The organism is Micromonospora sp. IBHARD003 (assembly GCF_056106285.1).
Genome location: NZ_JBWBBX010000001.1, coordinates 7,989,167 through 8,009,832 on the forward strand (window position 1 = coordinate 7,989,167; position 20,666 = coordinate 8,009,832).

At 67.9% G+C, this 20,666-nt stretch carries 17 protein-coding genes; 9 read left to right on the plus strand and 8 right to left on the minus strand.

All coding sequences use genetic code 11. The features are described from left to right. Positions 1-165: 165 nt before the first annotated feature. A complete protein-coding gene (locus ACTWOL_RS34735; RefSeq protein ID WP_474300875.1) occupies positions 166-1,236 on the minus strand; it encodes an alpha/beta fold hydrolase in 1,071 nt (356 codons plus the stop codon). A 1,486-nt stretch (positions 1,237-2,722) separates the two neighbouring features. Between ACTWOL_RS34735 and ACTWOL_RS34740 the strand changes: the two genes are divergently transcribed. Continuing rightward, a complete protein-coding gene (locus ACTWOL_RS34740) occupies positions 2,723-4,378 on the plus strand; it encodes a penicillin-binding transpeptidase domain-containing protein (RefSeq protein ID WP_474300876.1) in 1,656 nt (551 codons plus the stop codon). A gap of 131 nt (positions 4,379-4,509) precedes the next feature. On the opposite strand, the gene ACTWOL_RS34745 is transcribed toward ACTWOL_RS34740, so the two are convergent. The 3 genes from ACTWOL_RS34745 to ACTWOL_RS34755 form a co-directional block, all read right to left on the minus strand. Further along, positions 4,510-4,653, minus strand: a complete 144-nt coding sequence (locus ACTWOL_RS34745; protein WP_474300877.1) for a hypothetical protein — start codon at positions 4,651-4,653, stop codon at positions 4,510-4,512. 80 nt (positions 4,654-4,733) lie between these two features. Beyond that, complete coding sequence (locus ACTWOL_RS34750; protein WP_474300878.1) at positions 4,734-5,993, minus strand: sensor histidine kinase; 1,260 nt, start codon at positions 5,991-5,993, stop codon at positions 4,734-4,736. Positions 5,994-6,004: 11 nt separating this feature from the next. Next, positions 6,005-6,658 carry a response regulator transcription factor gene (locus tag ACTWOL_RS34755; RefSeq protein ID WP_474300879.1) on the minus strand — a complete coding sequence of 218 codons (654 nt, stop codon included), beginning with the start codon at positions 6,656-6,658 and terminating at the stop codon, positions 6,005-6,007. Between the two features lie 200 nt (positions 6,659-6,858). Between ACTWOL_RS34755 and ACTWOL_RS34760 the strand changes: the two genes are divergently transcribed. The 5 genes from ACTWOL_RS34760 to ACTWOL_RS34780 all read left to right on the plus strand — a co-directional run bounded on the left by ACTWOL_RS34760 (position 6,859) and on the right by ACTWOL_RS34780 (position 11,584). After that, complete coding sequence (locus tag ACTWOL_RS34760) at positions 6,859-7,431, plus strand: hypothetical protein (protein WP_474300880.1); 573 nt, start codon at positions 6,859-6,861, stop codon at positions 7,429-7,431. Positions 7,432-7,628: 197 nt separating this feature from the next. Next, complete coding sequence (locus ACTWOL_RS34765) at positions 7,629-8,747, plus strand: peptidoglycan-binding protein (RefSeq protein WP_474300881.1); 1,119 nt, start codon at positions 7,629-7,631, stop codon at positions 8,745-8,747. Beyond that, positions 8,744-9,493, plus strand: a complete 750-nt coding sequence (locus ACTWOL_RS34770; RefSeq protein ID WP_474300882.1) for an ABC transporter ATP-binding protein — start codon at positions 8,744-8,746, stop codon at positions 9,491-9,493. Before ACTWOL_RS34765 ends, ACTWOL_RS34770 begins: the two co-directional genes overlap by 4 nt. Beyond that, positions 9,490-10,722: an ABC transporter permease gene (locus tag ACTWOL_RS34775; RefSeq protein ID WP_474300883.1), complete on the plus strand. Its 1,233-nt coding sequence runs from the start codon at positions 9,490-9,492 to the stop codon at positions 10,720-10,722. Before ACTWOL_RS34770 ends, ACTWOL_RS34775 begins: the two co-directional genes overlap by 4 nt. A gap of 379 nt (positions 10,723-11,101) precedes the next feature. Next, complete coding sequence (locus ACTWOL_RS34780; RefSeq protein ID WP_474300884.1) at positions 11,102-11,584, plus strand: SigE family RNA polymerase sigma factor; 483 nt, start codon at positions 11,102-11,104, stop codon at positions 11,582-11,584. 122 nt (positions 11,585-11,706) lie between these two features. On the opposite strand, the gene ACTWOL_RS34785 is transcribed toward ACTWOL_RS34780, so the two are convergent. Next, positions 11,707-12,363, minus strand: coding sequence for a Pr6Pr family membrane protein (locus tag ACTWOL_RS34785; RefSeq protein WP_474300885.1), 657 nt, complete (start codon positions 12,361-12,363; stop codon positions 11,707-11,709). A 910-nt stretch (positions 12,364-13,273) separates the two neighbouring features. Between ACTWOL_RS34785 and ACTWOL_RS34790 the strand changes: the two genes are divergently transcribed. Next, positions 13,274-13,558, plus strand: coding sequence for a hypothetical protein (locus tag ACTWOL_RS34790; protein ID WP_474300886.1), 285 nt, complete (start codon positions 13,274-13,276; stop codon positions 13,556-13,558). A 128-nt stretch (positions 13,559-13,686) separates the two neighbouring features. Here ACTWOL_RS34790 and ACTWOL_RS34795 read toward each other — a convergent pair whose 3' ends face one another. The 3 genes from ACTWOL_RS34795 to ACTWOL_RS34805 all read right to left on the minus strand — a co-directional run bounded on the left by ACTWOL_RS34795 (position 13,687) and on the right by ACTWOL_RS34805 (position 15,221). Further along, a complete protein-coding gene (locus ACTWOL_RS34795) occupies positions 13,687-14,046 on the minus strand; it encodes a hypothetical protein (protein ID WP_474300887.1) in 360 nt (119 codons plus the stop codon). Positions 14,047-14,553: 507 nt separating this feature from the next. Further along, entirely contained in the window at positions 14,554-14,937 is a 384-nt protein-coding gene (locus ACTWOL_RS34800) for a hypothetical protein (protein WP_474300888.1), read from the minus strand. Between the two features lie 92 nt (positions 14,938-15,029). After that, positions 15,030-15,221, minus strand: a complete 192-nt coding sequence (locus ACTWOL_RS34805; RefSeq protein ID WP_474300889.1) for a DUF5999 family protein — start codon at positions 15,219-15,221, stop codon at positions 15,030-15,032. Between the two features lie 741 nt (positions 15,222-15,962). On the opposite strand from ACTWOL_RS34805, the gene ACTWOL_RS34810 reads away from it, so the two are divergent. Together ACTWOL_RS34810 and ACTWOL_RS34815 are read left to right on the plus strand one after the other, a co-directional pair. Next, positions 15,963-18,254, plus strand: a complete 2,292-nt coding sequence (locus ACTWOL_RS34810; protein ID WP_474300890.1) for a LuxR C-terminal-related transcriptional regulator — start codon at positions 15,963-15,965, stop codon at positions 18,252-18,254. 1,309 nt (positions 18,255-19,563) lie between these two features. Further along, positions 19,564-20,337, plus strand: coding sequence for a peptidoglycan recognition protein family protein (locus ACTWOL_RS34815; protein WP_474300891.1), 774 nt, complete (start codon positions 19,564-19,566; stop codon positions 20,335-20,337). Positions 20,338-20,666: the final 329 nt, after the last annotated feature.

The window sequence follows — 20,666 nt, forward strand, 5'->3', positions numbered from 1 at the left end:
CTCGGTGTGGCGAACGGAGCAGGAAAGCAGACTGCCGTGCGCCGCTTGTCCTGGATCGTTGTGCCACTGAAAGGCTGTGCTCCGTGTGCCGTTCTTCCTGGCGGCTGCCAAGCCGCAGCACATGGAAGGCCCTGAGCTGCGGCTCCGCGTAGCGGTGGACGGCCCTTAGGATTTGGTGATGTGGAGCTGGCTGTTGAGGAAGGAAATGACGGTCTGCCAGGAGGGTTTGACGGGCGTGGACTTGGTGGTGTTCCCCTGCCGGGTGGTCTCCTGATAGGCGTCCTCTTGGGCGTTGGGGGCGCCGCTGAGCATTTCCAGGAACACGCCATGGCTGGCGTGGGGGAAGGAGATGAACCGGGCGTCCTGGCGTGCGGAGGCGAGTTTGTCGAAGAGGACACGGCTCTGGTGGTAGGGCACGAGCTGGTCCTTCTCGCCATGGAAGATCAGGAACGGCGGGAGGGACTGCTCGCCGATATAGGTGAGCGGATTGGCCGCTGCGACCTTGTCCGGGCAGTCGTTGATAGCGCAGCCCAGCAGTCGTGACTCGGGCGAGCCGGAGTCGGCGTGGCACTCGCTCGGCACGGAGCCGTCCCTGCGGGGCTTGCAGTCATCATTGAGCATGTGCGCGTCCATCTGCAGGAAGTCGGTGGGCGGGTAGAACGGGACGGCGGCCTGAACGGCGCTGGAGGGACCGGTCACGCCCACGGTGCCTTCCAGCTCAGGCCTGTTTCCGGTCACGGCCGCGATCGTCGTGGCCCAGCCTCCGGACGACTCGCCCATGATCGCGAATCGCTTCGGGTCCAGGTGGTACTTGTCGGCGTTGGCACGAAGCCAGCGGATGGCGCCCTTGATGTCGTGGAGCTGGGCCGGGAACCGGGCCTGCGAGCTGGACCGGACCGCCACGCCGGCCACGGCGAAACCGTGCGGGTTGAGCTTGGCGGCGACCTTGTCGGCGTCCATGCGGCCGTTGTCCGCCATCCATCCTGAGCCGTGGGTGAAGATCACCAGCGGGGCAGGAGAGGGGGAGGGGGGTACGTACAGGTCCAGAAGGTGACCCTGCGTGCCCTCGGGCTCGGCGGGTGCGTACGAGAGGTCTTCGGTGATCTCGACACCCGGCGAGGAGGCGGTCGGGATGCTGCGGGCGCCCACGGCGACGACTGCGACGGTCACGAGGGCCGCCAGGAGGATGAGGAAATGGCTGCTGCGGAACGGTGTTCGCGTATGACCGCGAAGCATGGCGTTCACTCCTGTTCGAGTTGGTAAGTGATGCGGACGTGCCAGAGGCCCCCTCCGGGGGGTGCCCTGGACCGCGAGCCTTGAGGGGCTCGGCGGTCCACGGACGATGGCCGGGGACGTCGGCCCGGCGAGGCTCGTCCGTGACGCTGCTGACCGGAAAAGAGCCACAGCGGCGTCACCGAGCGGTTACTCGGGCGGATGACGAACTCCCCGGCCGCAGGGGGAGGCGCGGCACCCGGGTGGTCAGCGCAGTGTCCTGCCGGCAAGCGCGTAGGTAGGGCCACGACACGTGCCTATGTGTCGTGAGAGCCGATGGCGATCACCAGAATGATCCCGGAGCAGATGAGACTGGCCACAAGCAGGACGACTGCCAGGACTTTCTGGGTGTCGGTGACTGCCACGTGATGTGTTTCTTCACCGGACGGCTGTCCGTCATGCGCCGGCCCTTCGGCCACAGTGCCGTCGGAGTGTGAGTTCATCAAAGGTGTGGCCTTCCGCCGTCCTCGGCGAGTGTGGAGTAATGCTCAGCCGTGTCCTGTGCATCCCGGGGTGTCCGCCAGTCGCGGAGCCCGGGGGACTTTGTCCATGATCGTCCCTTCGGCAGGGCGGGACACCCGGGAATCCACGTGTTGCACTACCTCAAAGGTCCGGCGACGGGCTGCCCGAGGCGGAGGAGAGCGCATGGCCCGGCGCCCCGGTGGGGACCTCTGCCCCCACATTCGTGTCCTGGGAGAGACATCCACCCCGCCTGAGCGTGGAAGGGGCAACCCCCGGCACAGCGCGGCCGTGCTTGCGGGTAGTGGTTTAGGTATGTCGACCGTTCCCTGGGCATCCCTGAACCGCCACGCTGTTGCAGGCTGCCACACCGTCTGATGCGGGGAATCGGCCACAGCCGTACGCGAGCCGCGTGAACGGTCACGTCGCGGTGCCGCGGCTGCCGCGCGGGGCGGCGAGGGGGAGTCCCACGCGACAGTGAGCTGCGGATAGCCGGAGCGACGCAGCCGAGGCTGCGGATTGTTCCTGTGATCGTGGCTCCGGCGAGGCGGGGGCAGCGGGAAACCAACGGGCACAGCAGTGCCCTCTCTTCTCCCCTCAGGACAGACGACGGGGGCATGCCATCCCCCGGCTGTGCGGCGTTCCTGGTGGGGCGGTGATGGCCTCTGAATCACTGCGTTGGTCTGGGGGGTTGGACGTCTTTGTCAGGTTCGAAGGATTCGGTTGTCGTGGTGAATGTTGTGTTGGTGCGCAGGCGATGGGCCGGTTCGATGTGGGGGGAGGTGATCGCGTGGTCGCCTGATGCTGGTGGTCGGCTGGACCCTCACATCCAGGTTTGGGCACCTGGTGCCCGGCACTGGTTGGCCGAGCGGATCAGGGCGACGACGGTGTCCGGGCCGGCGAGTCACACCGTGCCGTTCTCCCGGCAGGACCACGCCGCCGCGGTGGTCTGCTCGGCTGGGCAGGCCCACCTGGTAGGAAGGTGTGGTGGATGACCAACGTGTCGCCGAGAGGCAGGTCGGCCGGGCGGCGCGGTCGCGGGGGCGTGAGGGTCGCTGCTGCCGGCGGCCTGTTTGTCGTGGCCGCCGTGGGAGTGGGGTACGGCGCATACACCATGTGGGGCGACTACACCATGCTGATCGTTGGTGGTGCGGATGATGTTGGGTCTGGGGTGCCGAGTGCGGAGGAGGTTCGTGCGACTGCGGATGGCTTTCTGGCGGCGTGGGCGGGGGGTCGGTCTTCGGTGGCGGCGCGGCTGACGAACAATGCGGCGGACGCGGAGCCTGTCATTGCGGCGTTTCGTACGCGTGCGCATGTGACGGGTGTGAAGATGACGCAGGGGCGGACGGTTGGTGTGAGGGTGCCGTTCACGGTCAGTGGGGTGGTGTCGTATGAGGGGCTGCGTAAGTCCTGGACGTATCGCTCTGAGCTGACGGTGGTGCGGGGGAAGACGACGGGTCGGCCGCTTGTGGACTGGAAGCGGTCGGTGATTCATCCGCAGCTCGGTAAGAGTGGTCAGCTGAGGACGGGGCCTGCCGTGACGGCGTCGATCAAGGCGGTCGACCGCAACGGGCGTGAGCTGACGAGGGAGGAGTTTCCGTCGTTGGGGCCGGTTCTTGATGAGCTGCGTCAGAGATACGGGGGGAAGACCGGCGCCAAACCGGGGGTCGAGCTGGTGGCGAGTTCAGGGGGTGGGACGCCCGACAAGACGCTCGTGACTGTTTCCGAGGGTGAGTTGACTGAGCTGAAGACCACGCTGGATGCGCGTGTTCAGGCTGCTGCCGAGGCGGCGGTGAAGCGTTACAGCGAGGCGTCGGTCGTGGCGATCAAGCCGAGTACGGGTGAGATCCGTGCGGTCGCGAACAACCGTAAGGATGGTTTCAATGCGGCGTTGCTCGGTAAGCAGGCGCCGGGTTCGACGATGAAGATCGTGACGGCGGCGTTGTTGCTGGACAAGGGATTGGTGGCCGCCGATCGCGGGGCGGAGTGTCCCAAGGAAGCGGTCTATATGGGCCGGACTTTCCGTAATCAGGACGGCTTTGAGATTCCTGATGGCACGTTTACGCAGAGTTTCGCGAGGTCGTGCAACACCGCGTTCGTGAAGAAGATCGACGAGGTGGGTGATGACGCGGCACTGGCGAGGTTCGCGCGTGACACGTTCGGTATCGGTCTGAACTGGCGGGCGGGTGTGGCGACTGCCGATGGGAGCGTGCCGGCGGCGAGCGGTAGCGATGCGGCGGCTCAGTACATCGGTCAGGGCACGGTCCAGATGAACGCGCTCAACATTGCTTCGGTCGCGGCGACTGCGAAGAGCGGCAGCTTCAAACAGCCGGTGATCGTGCCGCGTGGGTTGGATGACCGTGATCTGGCTACCGCGACGGGGCGGTTGTCGGATCGTGTGGGGGGCCAGTTGCGGGACTTGATGCGGGTCACTGCGACGTCGGGCACGGGTGCTGCGGCGATGGCCGGTGTCGGTGGGGACAAGGGGGCGAAGACCGGGACCGCGGAAGTGGACGGGCAGCAGACTCCCAACAGCTGGTTCGCGGCTTTCGCCGACGATCTCGCGGCAGGTGCGGTGGTCCAGTCCGGCGGACACGGCGCGGACACCGCCGGGCCGGTGGTGGCAGCAGTCCTCAAAGCCCGCTGAGCACACCGGACCAGCGACACAGCGAGGCGAGCCTGCGCCTGTGGCCTGGCTCGCTCAGCTTCCGTGGAGTGTGTCTCTGGTCGGTGCTGACGCCGCATGGTCAGCGTGGTCTCGTAGGCTATGGCACCGCGTCATCGCGCGTCATCGACCATGAAGGCCTTCCGGCCGATCAGCGGCACCATGCGCTCGGCGATCCGCCGGTCATCCACCGCCTTCGACGGCTGCGGCTCACTCGCCCTGCTGGTCTCGGCCTCGATCACGTTGTCACTGGTCATCGGTGCATCTTCCTTGATCGGGAGTCCACCGAACGATTTACAGTCCCCAACCTACCGAGTGAACCACATGAGATGACCTCTTAATTGTCAGGTGTTTGGGGGAGTGTGATGTGGATGTGCAGTCCGCCGTTGGGGTTGGGGCGAGCCGTGACGGTTCCGGAATGCGCTTCGGCGATGGTGCGGGTGATGGAGAGTCCGAGTCCGGTGCCTTGGGTGGTGCTGAGACGTGGGGTGTTGCCTCGGTGAAAGGGTTCGAAGAGTTGGGGGATGGTTTCTTGGGGGATGGGAGGTCCGGTGTTGGAGATGGTGAGGCCGTTTTGGTTGGTGTGGATGGTGAGGTGGCCGCCGGGGTGGTTGTGTCGGATGCCGTTCTGGATGAGGTTGCCTACCAGGTGGTGGAGGAGGACGGGGTCGCCGAGGACGGTGAGTGGCTCAAGGTCGAGTTGCACGGTGATCTGGGCGTCATTCGCGGCTGTTGTGTGCTGCGCGGTGGCTTCGGCGACTGTGTCGTGGAGGGGGACGGGTTCGCGGTGGGTGAGGCCTCGCTCGCTGGTGGCGAGGAGGAGGAGGCCGTTGATGAGGTGTTCGGCACGGCGGTTGGCGTTGAGGAGCTGACGGCTGGCTTTGGCGGTCTTCTCCGGTGTGGTGGCGTTGTTCAGTCCGATTTGGATGGCGGCGCGTTGGACGGTGAGGGGGGTGCGGAGTTCGTGGGCGGCGTTGGCGATGAAGCGTTTTTGGCTGTCGGATGCAGCGTGGAGGCGGTCGAGGAGGGCGTCGAAGGTGTCAGCGAGTTCGGTGAATTCGTCGTGGGGTCCGGTGAGGTTGATGCGCTCGCCCAGGTTGTTCCAGGACAGGGTGCGGGCGGTGCTGGTGATGTGGTGGACGGGGCGTAGGACGTGGCCGGCCATGTAGTAGCCCAGGGCGACGGCGATCAGGAGGAGGATGGCGAGGGAGAGGCCGGAAACGGTGAGGAGTTGCTGGAGGAGGGCGCTTTTCAGTTGGGCCGCGGCTTGGGCTATCTCGGGGGGCACTCCTTCCTCCGGCGCTGCTCCGGGTGGTGCTTGGACGATGTCGGTTGATCCTTCGGCCAGGAGGGGTGGCCCGGTCTGGGGAGGGACAGCCTGGGTGGAGTCGCTGGTGATGAAGCCGCTGGTTGCGGTGCCGATGGTGTGGTCGGTTTGTTGTCGGTACCAGAGGTAGATGACGGCGATGAGGAGCGTGCCGGAGAAGAGGAAGAGTGTGCTGTAGAGGGCGGTGAGGCGGACGCGCACGGTCGGTGGCAGGCCGAGCCTGCGGCGCCGGGTCGGCGGGTCGGGCACGGGGTCGGGAGCAGGGCGCATGCGAGGTGCCTTCAGATGCGGTAGCCGATGCCGGGGAGGGTTTCTATGACGGCTGGTTCGCCGAGTTTGGCGCGTAGGCGGGAGAGGGTGACGCGGACGGTGGTGGTGAAGGGGTCGGTGTTCTCGTCCCAGGCGCGTTCGAGGAGTTGCTCGGCGCTGACGATGGTGCCCTGGGCGCGGAGGAGGACTTCCAGGACGGCGTATTCCTTGCGGGACAGGGGCAGGTAGCTGCCGTCTCGGTGTGCTTGGTGGCGTGCGGTGTCCAGGGTGATGCCGTGCCGCTCGAGTACGGGAGGCAGGGCGGGCTGGGTGCGGCGGGCGAGGGCCTGGACGCGGGCAAGGAGTTCGTCCCATTCGAAGGGTTTGGGTAGGTAGTCGTCGGCGCCGATGCGTAGTCCGTTCACGCGGTCGGTCAGTGAACCGGCGGCGGTGAGCATGAGGATGCGAGTGCGGGCGCCTGTTTGGGCGAGGTCGCGGCAGATCTGGTCACCGTGGACGCCGGGCAGGTCGCGGTCCAGGACGAGGACGTCGTAGTCGTTGACGGCGAGCTGCTGCTGGGCGGTGGTGCCGTCGTAGGCGACGTCTACGGCGATGGCGTGTTCGCGTAGGCCGGTTGCCAGCAAGTCGGCCAGGACGGGTTCGTCTTCGGCCACCAGTACGCGCATGGCTTCGTCCTTTCTCGCTTCGCCTCGCTTGCCCGCGGCCATGGCACACGCAAAGGGTGCAGGGGCGCGTGGTCCAGTGATAGCAGATGGGGTGTGTGGGCGGTGTTACAGATTTCCGAGACGCCGGTGTGACACGGCGGGGCGTATTCCTGAATGCCGACGGCCGGGTCCGGCCGTGTGAGCAGAAGGGTACGAGGATCATGAAGATCAGTGCACGGGGTTGTGGTGTGGGATTGCTGCGGCGGGGGCCGGCCGGGCGTCGGCAGGTGGCGGGCGGTGTGTTCGTTTCCACGGTGATGCTGGCGGTAGTGGCGTGCGGGGGTGGCCAGGGCGGCGGTGCGAAAGTGGACAGCCTGGGCAGTGGCGCGAAGAGCCCTTCGGCGTCGGCGGGTCCGTCTGCGAAGAACGATGAAGAGCTGTATCGCAAGTACATGCGGTGTATGCGTCAGAACGGCGTGGACATGCCCGACTTGACGGGTAACGACACCATGACCGCGGAGGCGAAGGAGGCTCCTGGGGACCGGGAGAAAGGAAAGGCAGCGGCTAAGGCGTGCAATAAGTACATTCCCGCCGGGATGGCCGACGCTATGGCGAAGGCGGATGCGGAGGGTAAGGACCAGCAAGTCAAGACCGCCCGTTGCATGCGCAAGCACGGTATCGACATGGGTGACGACGGGGTGATCAAGGGCAACCCGGATGCGTCGAAGGTGAACAATGCGGCGAAGGCCTGTGGGATGAGCGGTACCGTCTCGAGTAAGGGCGATGCGGGATGAACCCCGGGCAGCGGCAGGACGAGTCCTTCGCGGGTGAGCGGGGTGCTGCGGTGGTGAGTGCGGCTGAGGGCGACCGTCAGGCGGGCGTCCGGGCGCAGGCCGTGCTGGTCGCTGAGGATTCTTCGGTGGGGGCTGGGGCTTCGGTTCGGCGGGGGTCTGGTCGCCGGGGTCGGATGTGGGTGGTTGCGGGGACGGCTGTGGTGTGTGCGCTGGGTTGTGTAGCGGCGCTGTGGGCGGTGCAGGACCCGGCGCCGGCGAATACGACCAGGGCCGTGCGTGGATCGTCGGTGCCGGTGACGCGGGCTGATCTGCGGGAGCAGGAGCCGGTTGACGGGAAGATCGGCTACGCGCGTTCTTACACGGTCAACGCTCCGTCGGGTACGGGGGAGGGCGGTGCGGCGGGCGGTGCCGGCGGCGGCAGCGGTGGTGGGGGGACGCTGACGTGGCTGCCGCAGGAAGGGCAGACGATCAAACGAGGGCAGCAGGTGTACCGGGTGGATGACCGGCCGGTGCGGCTGTGGTACGGGTCGGTGCCTTTTTGGCGGGTGCTGAAGACGGGGGTGAGTGACGGGCCGGATGTGCGGCAGCTGAAGCGGAATCTGAAGGCGCTGGGCTTCGGCGAGGGGCTGTCCGACAGCGAGCATTTCAGTGAGGGCACTGCACGGGCGTTTAAGGCATGGCAGAAGGACCAGGAGGTGAAGCAGACGGGAGTGTTCACGCCGGGGGAGGTAGTGCTGGAGCCGTCTGCGATCCGGGTCACGTCGGTTGCGGCCACGCTGGGTACCCCGGCGACGGGCAAGATCCTTCAGGCTTCCGGCACCGACCGCATCGTCACGGTGGACCTTCCCGCGAACAAGACGTCATTGGCCAGGCAGGGTGCGGCTGTGCAGGTGCAGTTGCCCGGGGGAAAGACGACTGCCGGGCGCATCACGGGTATCGGCACGGTTGCCAAGGCACCGGGTGCCCCTGACGGAGGCGGCGGGGGCGGCGGAGGTGGTGAGAATCAGCCTGGTTCGGGCACGGAGAAGGCCACCATCACGGTGACGGTCACACTTGACCGTCCGGGGGATGCGGGCCGTTTGGATGGGGCGCCGGTGACGGTGTTGTTCACCAGCGCCCAGCGCAGCAACGTTCTCACCGTCCCGGTGACCGCGCTTTTGTACACCAGTGATGGCCGCTATGCCGTACGGGCCGTGGCCGGTGACGGCACGGCACGCCTGATCGGGGTGAGCCTCGGCATTTTCACCGGTGGCCGGGTGGAGGTCTCCGGCTCCGGGCTGCGGGAGGGCATGAAGGTGGAGGTGCCTTCGGAATGAACACTGAGAGTGAGATTCCCGTCCTCGAGTTGGAGGGGGTAGGCAAGTCCTATCCCGGTGGTGTCCACGCTCTGCGTGAGGTCACCCTGCGGGTGGGTGGGGGTGAGCTGCTGGCGGTGGTCGGCCCGTCCGGCTCGGGCAAGTCCACCATGCTGCAGTTGATGGGAACGCTGGACCGGCCCACAGCCGGCCACATCCGGGTGGTGGGCCGGGACGCGGCCCGCCTGTCCGACCGTCAGCTGGCGGCGGTGCGCTCACGCTGGATCGGGTTCGTCTTCCAGCGTTTCTTCCTCACCGCGCACCTGAGTGCCCTGGAGAACGTGGCCACGGGGCTGCTCTACCACGGTGTGCCGCGCCGCAGGCGTCTGGTGCTGGCCGCTCAGGCACTGGAGCGGGTCGGGCTCGGGCACCGGCTTGCTCACCGGCCCGGTGAACTGTCCGGCGGGGAGAACCAGCGGGTGGCCATCGCCCGTGCGGTGGTGGGCCGGCCGGCGATCGTGCTGGCGGACGAGCCCACCGGAGCGCTGGATTCCCGCTCCGGCGAGCAGGTCATCCACCTGCTGCACGAGCTGAACGCCCAGGGCACCACGATTGCCGTGATCACCCACGACCAGGGCATCGCCCGCTCACTGCCGCGCCGTATCGAGATCCTCGACGGCCGTATCCGTTACGACAGCGGACCGCCCTGCCCCACGACGGCACCAGAAGCCCTGGGACAGCGGGACGTGAGCGGGGAGGGTCCATGAGCACCATCACGCCGGCACCTCGGACCGCATCCCTCAGGCCGTTGCCGAAGACTGCTCGCCTGCATCCGGGGGATGTGATCCGGGTCGGTCTCATCGGTATCCGCGGCCGGCCCCTGCGGGCCTGCCTGTCGGCCCTGGGTATCGCCATCGGTATCGCCGCGATGGTCGCCATCCTCGGTATCACCGCCGGCAGCCAGGCACAGATCAACGCCCAGATCGCCAAGGTCGGCACCAATCTGCTCACCGCCACCGCCGGGAACACCTTCTCCGGGGGTAAGGCGAAACTGCCGGCGGAGTCGGTGGACATGGTCCGCCGGATCGCCCCGGTGCGTGCGGTCTCCGCCGTCGGGGAGGTCACCGGCGCCAAGGTGTACCGCACGGACAAGATCGACCCGAGGGAGAGCGGCGGCATCAGTGTCCAGGCCACCCGGCTTGACCTGCCGGCCACGCTCGGCGCCAAGCTCGCCCGCGGCACCTGGCTCAATGCCGCCACGCAGAAGTACCCCGCGGTCGTTCTCGGTTCCGTCGCGGCGGAACGGCTGGGCATCCACACCCCGGGCACCCAGGTCTACCTCGGCAACCGGTGGTTCACCGTCACCGGGATCCTCGAACCCGTCCTGCTGGCCCCCGACATCGACCGCTCCGCCCTGGTCGGGTGGGACGTTGCCGCGGCCAAGCTCGGCTTCGACCGTCGCCCGACCACGATCTACGAACGGTCCGCCGACGAAGCCGTCGAGGACGTCCACGCCGTCCTGGCACAGACCGTGAATCCGCAAAGCCCCAACGAGGTCAGCGTCAGCAGGCCCTCCGACGCCCTGACCACCGCACTGGCGGTCAAGAACACCTTCCAGCTGATGTTCCTCGGCCTTGGAGCCGTCGCCCTGCTGGTCGGAGGGGTCGGGGTAGCCAACACCATGGTGATCTCCGTACTGGAGCGCCGCGCCGAGATCGGCCTGCGCCGGGCACTGGGGGCCGGACGCGGCCAGATCAGGTTGCAGTTCCTCACCGAATCCGTGTCCCTCTCAGCCCTCGGCGGCATCACGGGAGTCGTCCTGGGTCTTGCCATCAGCGCCGGCTGGGCCCTCAGACAGCACTGGCCTCTCACCTTGCCCGTCCAGGCCGTCGTCGCCGGCGTCGCGGCGGCCGCCGTCATCGGTGCCCTCGCCGGGCTCTACCCGGCCGGCCGCGCAGCCCGCATCCCACCGGCAGAAGCGCTGGCCAGCTACTGACCGCGGCCCCCGCGCACCCGGGCTCCACCGCCCTGCCAACGTTGTACACCGCCCCGGCGCACGCATGAGAGGCGTGGAGCCACTGTGGTGCCGTCCAGCCCCGCTGCGCCGACATCGCAGGCCGGCGCAGCGGGGCCGAGGAAACCAGCGTGTCCCTTTCCCTCTCTTTCTCTGTCCTTGCTGGTGCGGCACAGGCCATAGGGGTCTGCACCTGAAGACGGTGAACGCACCCGGAAACAAGCCAGAGGCCCAGCGTCGCTCCGCGGCCCCGAGCGGCCGTTGACGCACAGTGCCGGACCGCCTGCCCGTGTCCGGTACCGGCAGGCGCCCGGGCCCGCTTGCCCGTCGGGACCTTCACCAACAACCGGAGGTCGTTGCAGTGAAATACCGTGAGGTGCACGATTTCGAGGAGTACGTGCGTAGCCGGCACAGGGCGCTGATGGGCAGTGCCCGGCGTCTGGTGCCCGACCCGGTTGACGCCCAGGACCTGTTGCAGTGCGCGCTGGCGCGGACGTACGGCCGATGGGAGGCCGTAGCCGACAAGTCCCGCGCCGACGCCTATCTGCGCCGTGTCATGATCAATACCCGTACTCAGTGGTGGCGGGACCGTAAGTTCGAGGAGATTCCCACCGCGCAGCTGCCGGACATCGCCGTCGACGACCCTGCGGAGCAGTACGCGGACCGGGAGTTCGTCACCGACATCCTGAGCGTACTGACCCACCGGCAGCACAGCGTGGTGGTGCTGCGGTACTGGGAGCAGATGAGCACCGAGGAAACGGCCGCCGCACTGGGCATATCGACCGGCACCGTGAAGAGCACGTTGCACCGTGCGCTCGCACGGCTCCGCCGGGAGCTGGAATAGCTCCACGCGGGGCTCGATTCCCGGGGCCGTGGGGTCCGAGTGCAGGCTCGACGGGGCAGCCCATGTCCCGGGCGACTGCGAGAGGCAGGGCGCCGATGGAAGCCGGGCCGGGGGTGCATGGGCTACGGTGCCGCGGGCTCTCTGCGCGTCGCTGTGCCCGGGTAGGCCGATCGCCGGGCACGCCGATTCCCCACGGCAAGGATCAGCAGGGCCAGCACGGCGCACGCCGACGTGAGGGACAAGGACCAGCCGGCCACGTGGGTGTAGCCGCCGGGCTCACGCGGATCGATGAAGTGGTACGGGTACCAGTTCACCAAAGCCCCCCGCACCAGCGAGCACGCCAGATAGGCGAGCGGGAAGATCATCCAGCGCAGCATGCCGAGCGGGTGGACGACCCTGGCCGGTGCGGGGGCCAGGAGCCAGTCGGCAACCAGCGCGGCCGGCATCACGGCATGCACGACGGTGTCGACCCAGACGATGGCGTCGACGTTGTTCCGGGCCAGCAGTGTCCAGTAGACAATGCCGGTGATCACCAGATAGAGGGTCGCCGCCCCGCGCCACCCGTCGCCGGGAGGTGGGCGGCGGCGCACCAGGGCGAGCCCGCTGGCCATCAAGACGACGGCGGCGTAGAGATTGGAGAGGTTGGTGAAGTAGGCCAGCCAGTTGACGGCTCCCTCGCCGGAGTACAGGGCTGTACTGAAGCTTGTGGCAAGCGCGGTGACGGCCAGTGTGGCGAGCCCTAGCCTGACAGCGGCCAGGCCTTGGGTGGCGGGAGACATGCGCAGCCCTCAACCGGCCGTCGACGAGGCGGTATCGGCCCCGTGGCACGCGATCGCCACACAGCTCCCGGGGCAGACCAGGGTCCCCTGGTCTGGTGCGGGCAACGGCGGCACCGCAAAGGCAGTGGACGACGGCCTCATTGTGGTTTTGACGGCCATCGAACGTTCCCTTTCTTGTCGCCCCGCAGGGCCCCATCCCGGCCGGCGACCACATGGGGAAGGCTGGCCTTTGGCAGGAGGGGCCGAGGAATGGCTGCTCGGTTTCCTGCAGGGCCGGCCGCTCGCATCGCCCAGGAGCTGTCCAGCTACAGCTTTTCCTCGAGTCTCCTGGCCGCAGAAGCGTAGGAGTACCTGTTCTGGCGCGTGTACCTGACCGCCCTCGCCGCAGGCGAGATGGTTCGGCAGGGCCGCCCGTGCCGTCGGCAAGGGGAACGCACCGGCGCCGGCTGCGATCCGACCGGCGCGCACCAGACCACGATCTGCCGGCGCGCCTTGAAGGCACCCGACCGGTCTGGGCAGGAGCGGAACTCCCCGAGCTCTACCGCCCCGTACCAGCGGCACGATCAGATCCCCGCCCTGCCACGGCGGCACCGGTTTCCCAGCGGAAAGACGTGCGAAGACGGGTGATTCCCCGTATGCGCACTTCGGGCCTTCGGAGTGACACTGCTCAGCGCGAGCCCCGACGGCGCGAAGGGAGCGGCAGACGGTACCGCTCGGGACATCTGTGTGCCCCGCGCCCCCATCGCTGCGTGATAGGGGAGCGCTGCCGGTGCCGGCACCGGCACCGCACGGCGTCCAGCTCGTTCCCGGCCCACAGCGCCTGGCCATGTGCTGATTGTGTGTGGCGCGTTGCCCGGTGGGCGCAGGTCAAGCAGCAGGGCGGGCGTGTCGGTCTGGAAGGGAGTATGTGATGGCGGTTGGTGAGTACGCGTGGACTTACGAGACTCTTGTTTTCCATTCCCGCCTGGGCTACTTCGACCGGCGGTATTTCTCCGGCTGGCCTTGTGTGCTGGAGTGGCTGGAGACGCAGATGGGCGGGCACGGTTACGACGTGTTCGACCGGGCTGTGGTCATCCGGCTGTGTACGGATGACCACGGTTTGGTCTACAGCGAAGGACGCGTCCGGCTGACGGCGGAGGACTTCGAAGAGCTACGCATGCCACCGCCCATCCCCGGTTGCAGACAGGTCCGTTGAGTGTCCCCAGTCGGTAGCCGGGGCACGGCAACTGATCAACGGACTCGTGGTGACCGCAGACGACGTGCGCCGTCCCTTCGCCTGTCTCAGGGCACGGGTCTTGTGTGTGATGCGGGTAGACGCCGCCCTCACATGCCGGCGAGTTGGTGGTCGTGGGGGTGCTTGGGGAGTTGGTAGATGCGTTGGCATCCTGCTGCCGAGAGCATACGGACGGTGGTCCGAACCTGTTGGTCGTCGGGGGAGAACATCCACAGTCCGGGGACGAGGAGGAGGGTGTGGCGGCCGTCGAGCAGTGACTGGACAAGCTCTTCCAGCCCGGGGCGCCAACCCGTGGCGGAGCAGCCGTTGTCGTTATAGATGACGGGGGCGGGCAGCCCGAGGCGAGTGGCGAAGCTGCACAGCGCTTGACGGTGTTTCACCACGGCGGGATTCCACGGGTAGTACCGCAGGTAGGCGGCAGGCAGCGGGGTGTCCTGTGTGTTGTGCATGAGGGGTCCTGGGAAACGGGGTGGTGCACGGAGGGCCGCGTCGGTGAGGTGGGGAAGCGGTATCGACCAGGCAGCCGCACCCGAGACGGCAGGAGAACGGTGGGAGAGAGGCGCCTGCGCCTCCACGACGACTGCGGAGATTGACGATGCCGGCCCAGACGGACGGGAATCTGGTGGGTGGTCATGACCGTGCCCGCGACGCGGGCACGGTGCCCGTTCCCCACAGACAGCGGGCGGCGCCGTCGGTGTGGAGCCTGAGGGCAGGACAGCACATGACGCGTGTCACGAGACCGGGTGCCCTCTTGCGCTCTCAGGCGGCGGGTCCGGCGGTTTCGCCGGATTCGGTGGCAGGGTGCAGCCGTTGGTGGTGTACCGGCAGCCGCAGGCGATGGGAGGGCCGGACTGCCCACGCGAGGGGGAGGGGGATGGCACGCAGACGGCGGGATGCGGGGTCCTCGGCTGCGCCGAGCTGCCCGGATGGGCGCGGGCGCGCGGCTGCGTGAGCCGTCAGCGAAGCAGAACATCACGGCCTTCCCGGCGAGGTGCCTGATGGGCCCCAGGCAGTTCGATGACCTGGCAGCCGAAGAGGTGGATACCGTCGACCAGGGAGCGCGCCTCCGTGTCACACAGGGAGAACATGAAGGGTCCGGTGACCAGCAGGTTTGAGTAGGCGCCGTCGGCCGCGCGTTGCAGGAACTGCTCCAACGCAGGGCGGGGGCCGAAGGAGCGCACCCCGTTGTCAAGGTAGAGCACCGGTTCGCGCAGGCAGAGCCGGCGGGCGTGGTGACGCAGCGCCGTCTGGTGGAATTCCATCTGCGACAGGTCGTATGGGTAGCAGCGCAGGTACATGGCTGTTCCGCCGAGAGTCGCCTGGTTCAGCAGTGACTGCATGTCCTCACCTCGCGTCTGTACCCGCGCCGCGAGCGGCGCCGGGGAGACTGACGTGCGCCGGAAAGGCCGGGATGCCGGTCCGGGCGGGTGGGTCATGAGAAGTCCTGCGGCGAGCGCGGCGGCGGGATGGTGGCCCGGTTGGGCAGGATCTCGCCGGCGTCGTCGAAGAGCACCACTCCGTTGCAGAGCAGGAACCACCCCTGGACGGGGTGGCAGGCCACGAGGCGTGCGGCATCGTGATCCGGGGCGTCCCAGGAAGGGCATGGCGGGGTGTGGGAACACATTTCCGTGCCTTCACTCTCATGACATCGTGTAGTGCATAAATGAGACTCTGAGGTCACGGAGGACGGGACCCGGAAAGCACGTATCCCACTACCTGCCTTTCCGTCTGGCCGCGGTTTCGCTGCTGCTCAAGCCTGAGGCCACCCGGATCCCCTCGCGTTCCCGCCGTGGTGCCGCAGACTTGCCTGCCCCGGATCCCCGGATCGCCTCGGCGGTACCCCCGGCCGCAAACGCGCGACTCGTCGAAGGGGCGGACCCTACTTCAGGCGCCTGCGACCCGGTGACCGCGCTCCGGCTTCCCCCGGGGCTCACCAGCGGTTGTCCCGAGTAACAGGTACGGGGTGCACCACTGGCGCGGGAATCTCCCTCGCAATCCCCCGGGGAGCTCAGGCCACCCGGCGCAGCGCTTTCCGGCCTTTGCGTACAACCTCGCAGGCAGCAGGTAAACCAGCCGATAGGTAGGTATACGCGTAATCCTACGGATCCAGCAACGCTCCGGAGAGTTCAACATCGTTGTGACCCCATACTCCGGGCGCCCCACCAGGGAGGCCCGGCGAGCGGTCATACGGGGAAGGTGAGAGTCCGGCCACGCGGCCGGTGGCACCGAAGCAGGCCCGGCGCCGCCACCGGAGGGCGCACACACCAGCGTCCTTCGGCAGCAGTGCTCCACATCACTGTCGAGACACACAGGGTCACAGCTCATGATGAAACACTCTGTCGTTCCGGGGAACCTCCCTTTGGAGATGACCAGCTTCGTCGGTCGGCGCCGCGACATATCCGAAGTCAGGGAGTTGCTCTCGCGTACCAGGATCCTGACGCTGACCGGTCCGGGCGGAGTGGGTAAGACCCGATTGGCTGTGCGTACGGCATCCAAGGTCGGCCGTTCATACCCCGACGGGGTATGGTTTGTGGAACTGGGCGCTCTCCAGGACGGGAACCTCCTGGCCACGACAGTGGCAGCCTGTCTGGGGGTGCGCAGCGACAGGGCGCCGGAGCCTCTGTCCGTTCTGGAGAGCCATCTGCTCGACAAGCGACTGCTGCTGGTCCTGGACAACTGCGAGCACCTCATCGCCCAGTGCGCCCAGCTCGCGGACAGACTGCTGCGTGCCGCCCCGCGTATTCAGATCCTCACCACCAGCCGTCAGCTGCTGGGGGTGGAGGGCGAGCACGTCATGGCCGTGCCGCCGCTGTCGCTGCCCCATACGAACGGCCTCGGCTCCGCGGACAGTGTGGCGCACAGCGAGGCGGTGCGCCTTTTCGCCGAACGGGCAGCAGCGGCACTGCCAGGCTTCACCCTCACCGACGCCAACGGCGCGGCAGTAGCCGACATATGCCGACGACTGGACGGCCTTCCGCTGGCCGTCGAGCTGGCGGCCACCCGCGTCCGGCTGCTGCCAGTGGCCAGGGTTCTTCAGCGCATCGAAGACCCTTTGGCGTTCTTGACGGGCGGTTGCCGCAGCGCCTCACCGCGGCAGCAGACACTCAAAGCAGTGGTCGACTGGAGCTATCACCTGTGCTCCCCGGCAGAGCAGCTGTTGTGGTCCCGTCTGTCGGTGTTCGCCGACGGCGTGGAACTCGAGGCGGCCGAGGCAGTCTGCGCCAGCGACGGCATCGCACCCGACCACGTGCTCGACCTGCTCGGGGGGCTCTTGGACAAGTCGGTCCTGGAGAAAGAGGAAACCGGCGGTCACGTACGCTTCCGCATGCTCCAGACGGTCCGCCGGTACGGCCTGGAGCGTCTGCGCGCCGCCGGCGAGGAAGCGGTTCTCCGGCGGCGCCACCTGGACTGGTACCTGGAGCTGGCCGAGCGCTCCGAAGCCGAATGGTTCAGCCCGCACCAGCAGCGATGGTCCCTGCACCTGCGCAGGGAAGAGGCCAATCTCAGGGAAGCCATCGCCTTCGGCGCGCAGGAACCGACTCTCACACGCGCAGCACTGCGTCTCGCAGCCTGCACATGGCACCTCCGGCTCGTCGGTGGCCCGCTGGGCGAAGCGCGCCGGTGGCTGGCCGTGGCGCTGGGCGCGGACCCCGCAGAGCCGAGCCCGGAAAGGGCCCGGGCCCTGCTCGTCGACGGTATCGCCGCCCTGCTCGAAGGCGACAATGCGACGGCCCTGCAGCGGCTGAAGGACTGCCGGGACATAAGCCGCTTCCTCGACGACGAGGCCTTCAGCGCCGCCACCGACCAGTTCGCAGCTTTTTGCGCCCTTTTCCACGGTGAATTCGTTCGTGCAACGGACCTGCTGTCCCACGCCCTCATCTGCCAGCGTGAGGCACAGGATCACGGCGCCACGGCGACGACTCTCCTCCTGCTCACGCTCAGCCACAGCTTCATGGACGACCCCCGCGCCCTGTCCTGCGCCCGCGACATGGCCAGGCTGTGCGAGCAGCACCAGGCCCACAGCTCCCTGTCCCACGCATTGTGGAGCATGGGCCTCGCATATTTCCGCGAAGGGCAGCTGCAGCGCGCCCTCATGCTCGTCAGGCGAGCACTCCAGATCAAACCCCTCACCGACCAGCTGAGCCGCGCGCAGTGCCTGGAAGTGATGGCCTGGACAGAAGCAGAAGACGGATCCAGCGAACGAGCGGCCCTCCTTCTCGGCGCGGCACACACCGCCTGGCACATCACCGGAGCGTGTGTTCCCCATGCCGGCCAGTTCCTGCATCACCACAACGACTGCGAAAAGCGGCTTCGTCAGGACCTGGGGAAGACCGCCTTCAAAGATGCCTTCCAAGCAGGCAGGCTCATGACCCTCGATCAAGCGGTCCGCTACGCGGTCAAGGCCACGACCAAGAGGAACAAGCAGGGCAACGCCCGCGCCCTGCCTGCCCCGTCGGCATCCCGCCTGACCTCACGACAGTTGCAGGTGGCCCGGCTGGTGGCCCACGGGGCGACCAACAAGGAGATTGCCGCAAAACTGGTGATCTCCCCGCGCACCGCAGAAGGGCACATCCAGCACATCCTCACCAAGCTGGGATTCACCTCGCGCGTGCAGATCGCCTTCTGGGCCGCGACCCACCCGGAGATCATGACCTGACGGCGGCTCCAGCAAGGCAGTTGTGCCGCAGGACGGGTCGTACACGGGGGCGAGCGACGCGGTGCACACCTGCCCCTCACGGATGGTGCGAAGGGACCGGGAGGCTTCTTGGCGAGAGGCATCCGTGTGCCCGGACCAGACCGTACCGCCGACGCCCACGACCGCCGCCGTCAGGACAAGAACGACCGCGGCGGCTGCCGGGAGCCGGGGGACAGCACGACTCCTCCGATACCTGATCTCCGCGATGCGATTCCTGATCATCACGACGATCCGACCCCCCTCACAGGATCCTCAAAGGCTGGTGGATACAGGGCCCGTGGGGTGGCGCTGCCGTACACAGCTCCCGGGCGACGGCCGCCGGCGACCACACGGGGGGTAGGCTGGCCTTTCACAGCAGGGGCCGAGGGAATGGCTGCTCGGTTTCCTGCCGAGCCGGCCGCGCGCATCGCCCAGGAGCTGCCAGCCACAGCTTCTCCCCGGGGGTTTGGCCGTAGAAGCGTAGAAGTACGTGTTCTGGTGCGTGCCGTCGCTGCCCCCGCTTGCCGACGCGATCCACGGGGAGTGCCGCCCGTGCCAGAGGCAGCGGCCCGACAGTCGATTTCACGGTGATTCCGTGATTCCTCGCGGCCTGCGCTTCGGCAGCCTTGATCATCGAGCACGCCGCAGGGCGCGGGACCAAGGGACCTGGGTCGAGCGACGGCCGACACCCATGGACCGGCACCTCACGGGACGACCAGACGGCTTTCGCCGGCGGCGGTCATGGCGGGCTCTGCCCATGCGCAGGCTCACATCCGCGGGTGGCAGTGGTGGTGGCCGTTGGGCCATGGGCCGGCAGTGGCACAGCACGAGGCCACGTCACGGGGTTCCGCAGGCTCTGCGTGTGCTTTTCGGTGACGGATATCGACCCATGAAGGACACACTTGTGGCCACAACACCCCCGGACTCTTCGCCCCCGTCTCATCGCCGGCAGGCCCCTGTCTCCCGCCGTGTGGTGGTGGGCGGGCTTGGTGCCGCGGCTGCTGCCGCGGCTCTCACTCCCGTTGTTTCGGCGACCACGACCGCGACCTCGTCATCGGGGCTCGCCGAGCGGGCGACGCATGTTCCCCGGACACGGTCCACCGTCGCCGCAGCGGGTGTCGCGTCCGTCCGGCGGACGGAATTCCCCATCCAGTACGTGGGAGTCACTTGGAGCGGATCCCCCAGGGGGGCCTCCATCCGGTTCCACGAGGAAGACGGAGCCGCGGGCGCCTGGCGACGTCTGCGTGCCGGCTGCGCCTGTGGGCAGGACACCTCCGATCCTGACGCCGCCGTGACACCGAGCTCGGTCCTCGTCCCCGCGACGGGCGCCGTCGGCTACGAGCTGTCCCTCCCGCACGGCACAGACGATGTGCGCGAGATCGCGATCGACGCACAGGACGGGCCCAAGCGCCGCGTCACCGTGCCTGCCCGGCCCACCCGGGCGCTTGGCCTGACCTACCTCTCCCGCGCGGCCTGGGGAGCGGACGAGTCCAAGCGGTTCGACGCCGACGGCACCGAGATCGAGCCTCCCCAGTACTACCCGGTCCAGACCCTGACGGTGCACCACACCGCCACGCCGAACGACGACCCGCAGCCTGCTGCCACGGTGCGAGCCATCTACGAACAGCACGCCGTCACCAACACATGGAGTGACATCGGCTACCACTTCCTCATCGACGAGGCCGGGCGCATCTACGAGGGACGCTGGTCCGGCAAGGACGGCATTCCGGCCCACGACGAAAGCGGAAAGATGGTGACCGGCTTCCACACCGCGGGCTACAACTCGGGCAACCTCGGGATCGCCCTGCTGGGAACACTCGGCGAGCAGCCTCCCACCGCCGCTGCCCGTCGCGCTCTGGTCCGTCTGCTCGCAGCCCTGTCCCGGGCACACGGTCTCAACCCCACGGCCGACGTCACCTTCACCAACCCAGTCAACGGGGTGAAGAAGGACGTCGCGACGATCAGCGGTCACCGCGACTGGCTGGCGACGGAATGCCCGGGCGGCATGATGTACGCCGGACTCTCCGCCTTGCGAAAGGACGTCGCCACGCGGCTGGCACGCTGACCTACCGCGGCACGTCTACGGAAAGGAGCCGCCCGGGCCGTCTGCCCGGGCGGCTCCGGCGTCCGTCTCACCAGCCCGGATCCGCCGCCCTGCGCGGACTCCGGCTGTACATGGGCCTCCTGTCCAGGCCGGCCTCTGTGTGCCCGGCAAGCAGACGGTGACGGTCATCCACTCCTCGTCACCGCAAAGACCATCGTCCTGCCGGCACCAAGCACAGCGGGTGTCTTCCGCTGCAGGCCACGGAGCCCTCACAGGCCCGGCGAAGCCGCCCGCCGGAAGGCCCCGCGGCGCCATGACACAACACCCGCCTTCGGAGGTACGTGGCAATA

Excerpts from the sequence above, each read along its gene's own strand:
- ACTWOL_RS34750 (WP_474300878.1), bottom strand. The coding sequence starts at position 5,993 with ATGCGCCCTGCTCCCGACCCCGTGCCCGACCCGCCGACCCGGCGCCGC.
- ACTWOL_RS34735 (WP_474300875.1), bottom strand. The coding sequence starts at position 1,236 with ATGCTTCGCGGTCATACGCGAACACCGTTCCGCAGCAGCCATTTCCTC.
- ACTWOL_RS34785 (WP_474300885.1), bottom strand. The coding sequence starts at position 12,363 with ATGTCTCCCGCCACCCAAGGCCTGGCCGCTGTCAGGCTAGGGCTCGCC.
- ACTWOL_RS34805 (WP_474300889.1), bottom strand. The coding sequence starts at position 15,221 with ATGTGTTCCCACACCCCGCCATGCCCTTCCTGGGACGCCCCGGATCAC.
- ACTWOL_RS34745 (WP_474300877.1), bottom strand. The coding sequence starts at position 4,653 with ATGACCAGTGACAACGTGATCGAGGCCGAGACCAGCAGGGCGAGTGAG.
- ACTWOL_RS34775 (WP_474300883.1), top strand. The coding sequence starts at position 9,490 with ATGAGCACCATCACGCCGGCACCTCGGACCGCATCCCTCAGGCCGTTG.
- ACTWOL_RS34760 (WP_474300880.1), top strand. The coding sequence starts at position 6,859 with ATGAAGATCAGTGCACGGGGTTGTGGTGTGGGATTGCTGCGGCGGGGG.
- ACTWOL_RS34790 (WP_474300886.1), top strand. The coding sequence starts at position 13,274 with ATGGCGGTTGGTGAGTACGCGTGGACTTACGAGACTCTTGTTTTCCAT.
- ACTWOL_RS34755 (WP_474300879.1), bottom strand. The coding sequence starts at position 6,658 with ATGCGCGTACTGGTGGCCGAAGACGAACCCGTCCTGGCCGACTTGCTG.
- ACTWOL_RS34800 (WP_474300888.1), bottom strand. The coding sequence starts at position 14,937 with ATGCAGTCACTGCTGAACCAGGCGACTCTCGGCGGAACAGCCATGTAC.
- ACTWOL_RS34810 (WP_474300890.1), top strand. The coding sequence starts at position 15,963 with ATGACCAGCTTCGTCGGTCGGCGCCGCGACATATCCGAAGTCAGGGAG.
- ACTWOL_RS34795 (WP_474300887.1), bottom strand. The coding sequence starts at position 14,046 with ATGCACAACACACAGGACACCCCGCTGCCTGCCGCCTACCTGCGGTAC.
- ACTWOL_RS34770 (WP_474300882.1), top strand. The coding sequence starts at position 8,744 with ATGAACACTGAGAGTGAGATTCCCGTCCTCGAGTTGGAGGGGGTAGGC.
- ACTWOL_RS34740 (WP_474300876.1), top strand. The coding sequence starts at position 2,723 with ATGACCAACGTGTCGCCGAGAGGCAGGTCGGCCGGGCGGCGCGGTCGC.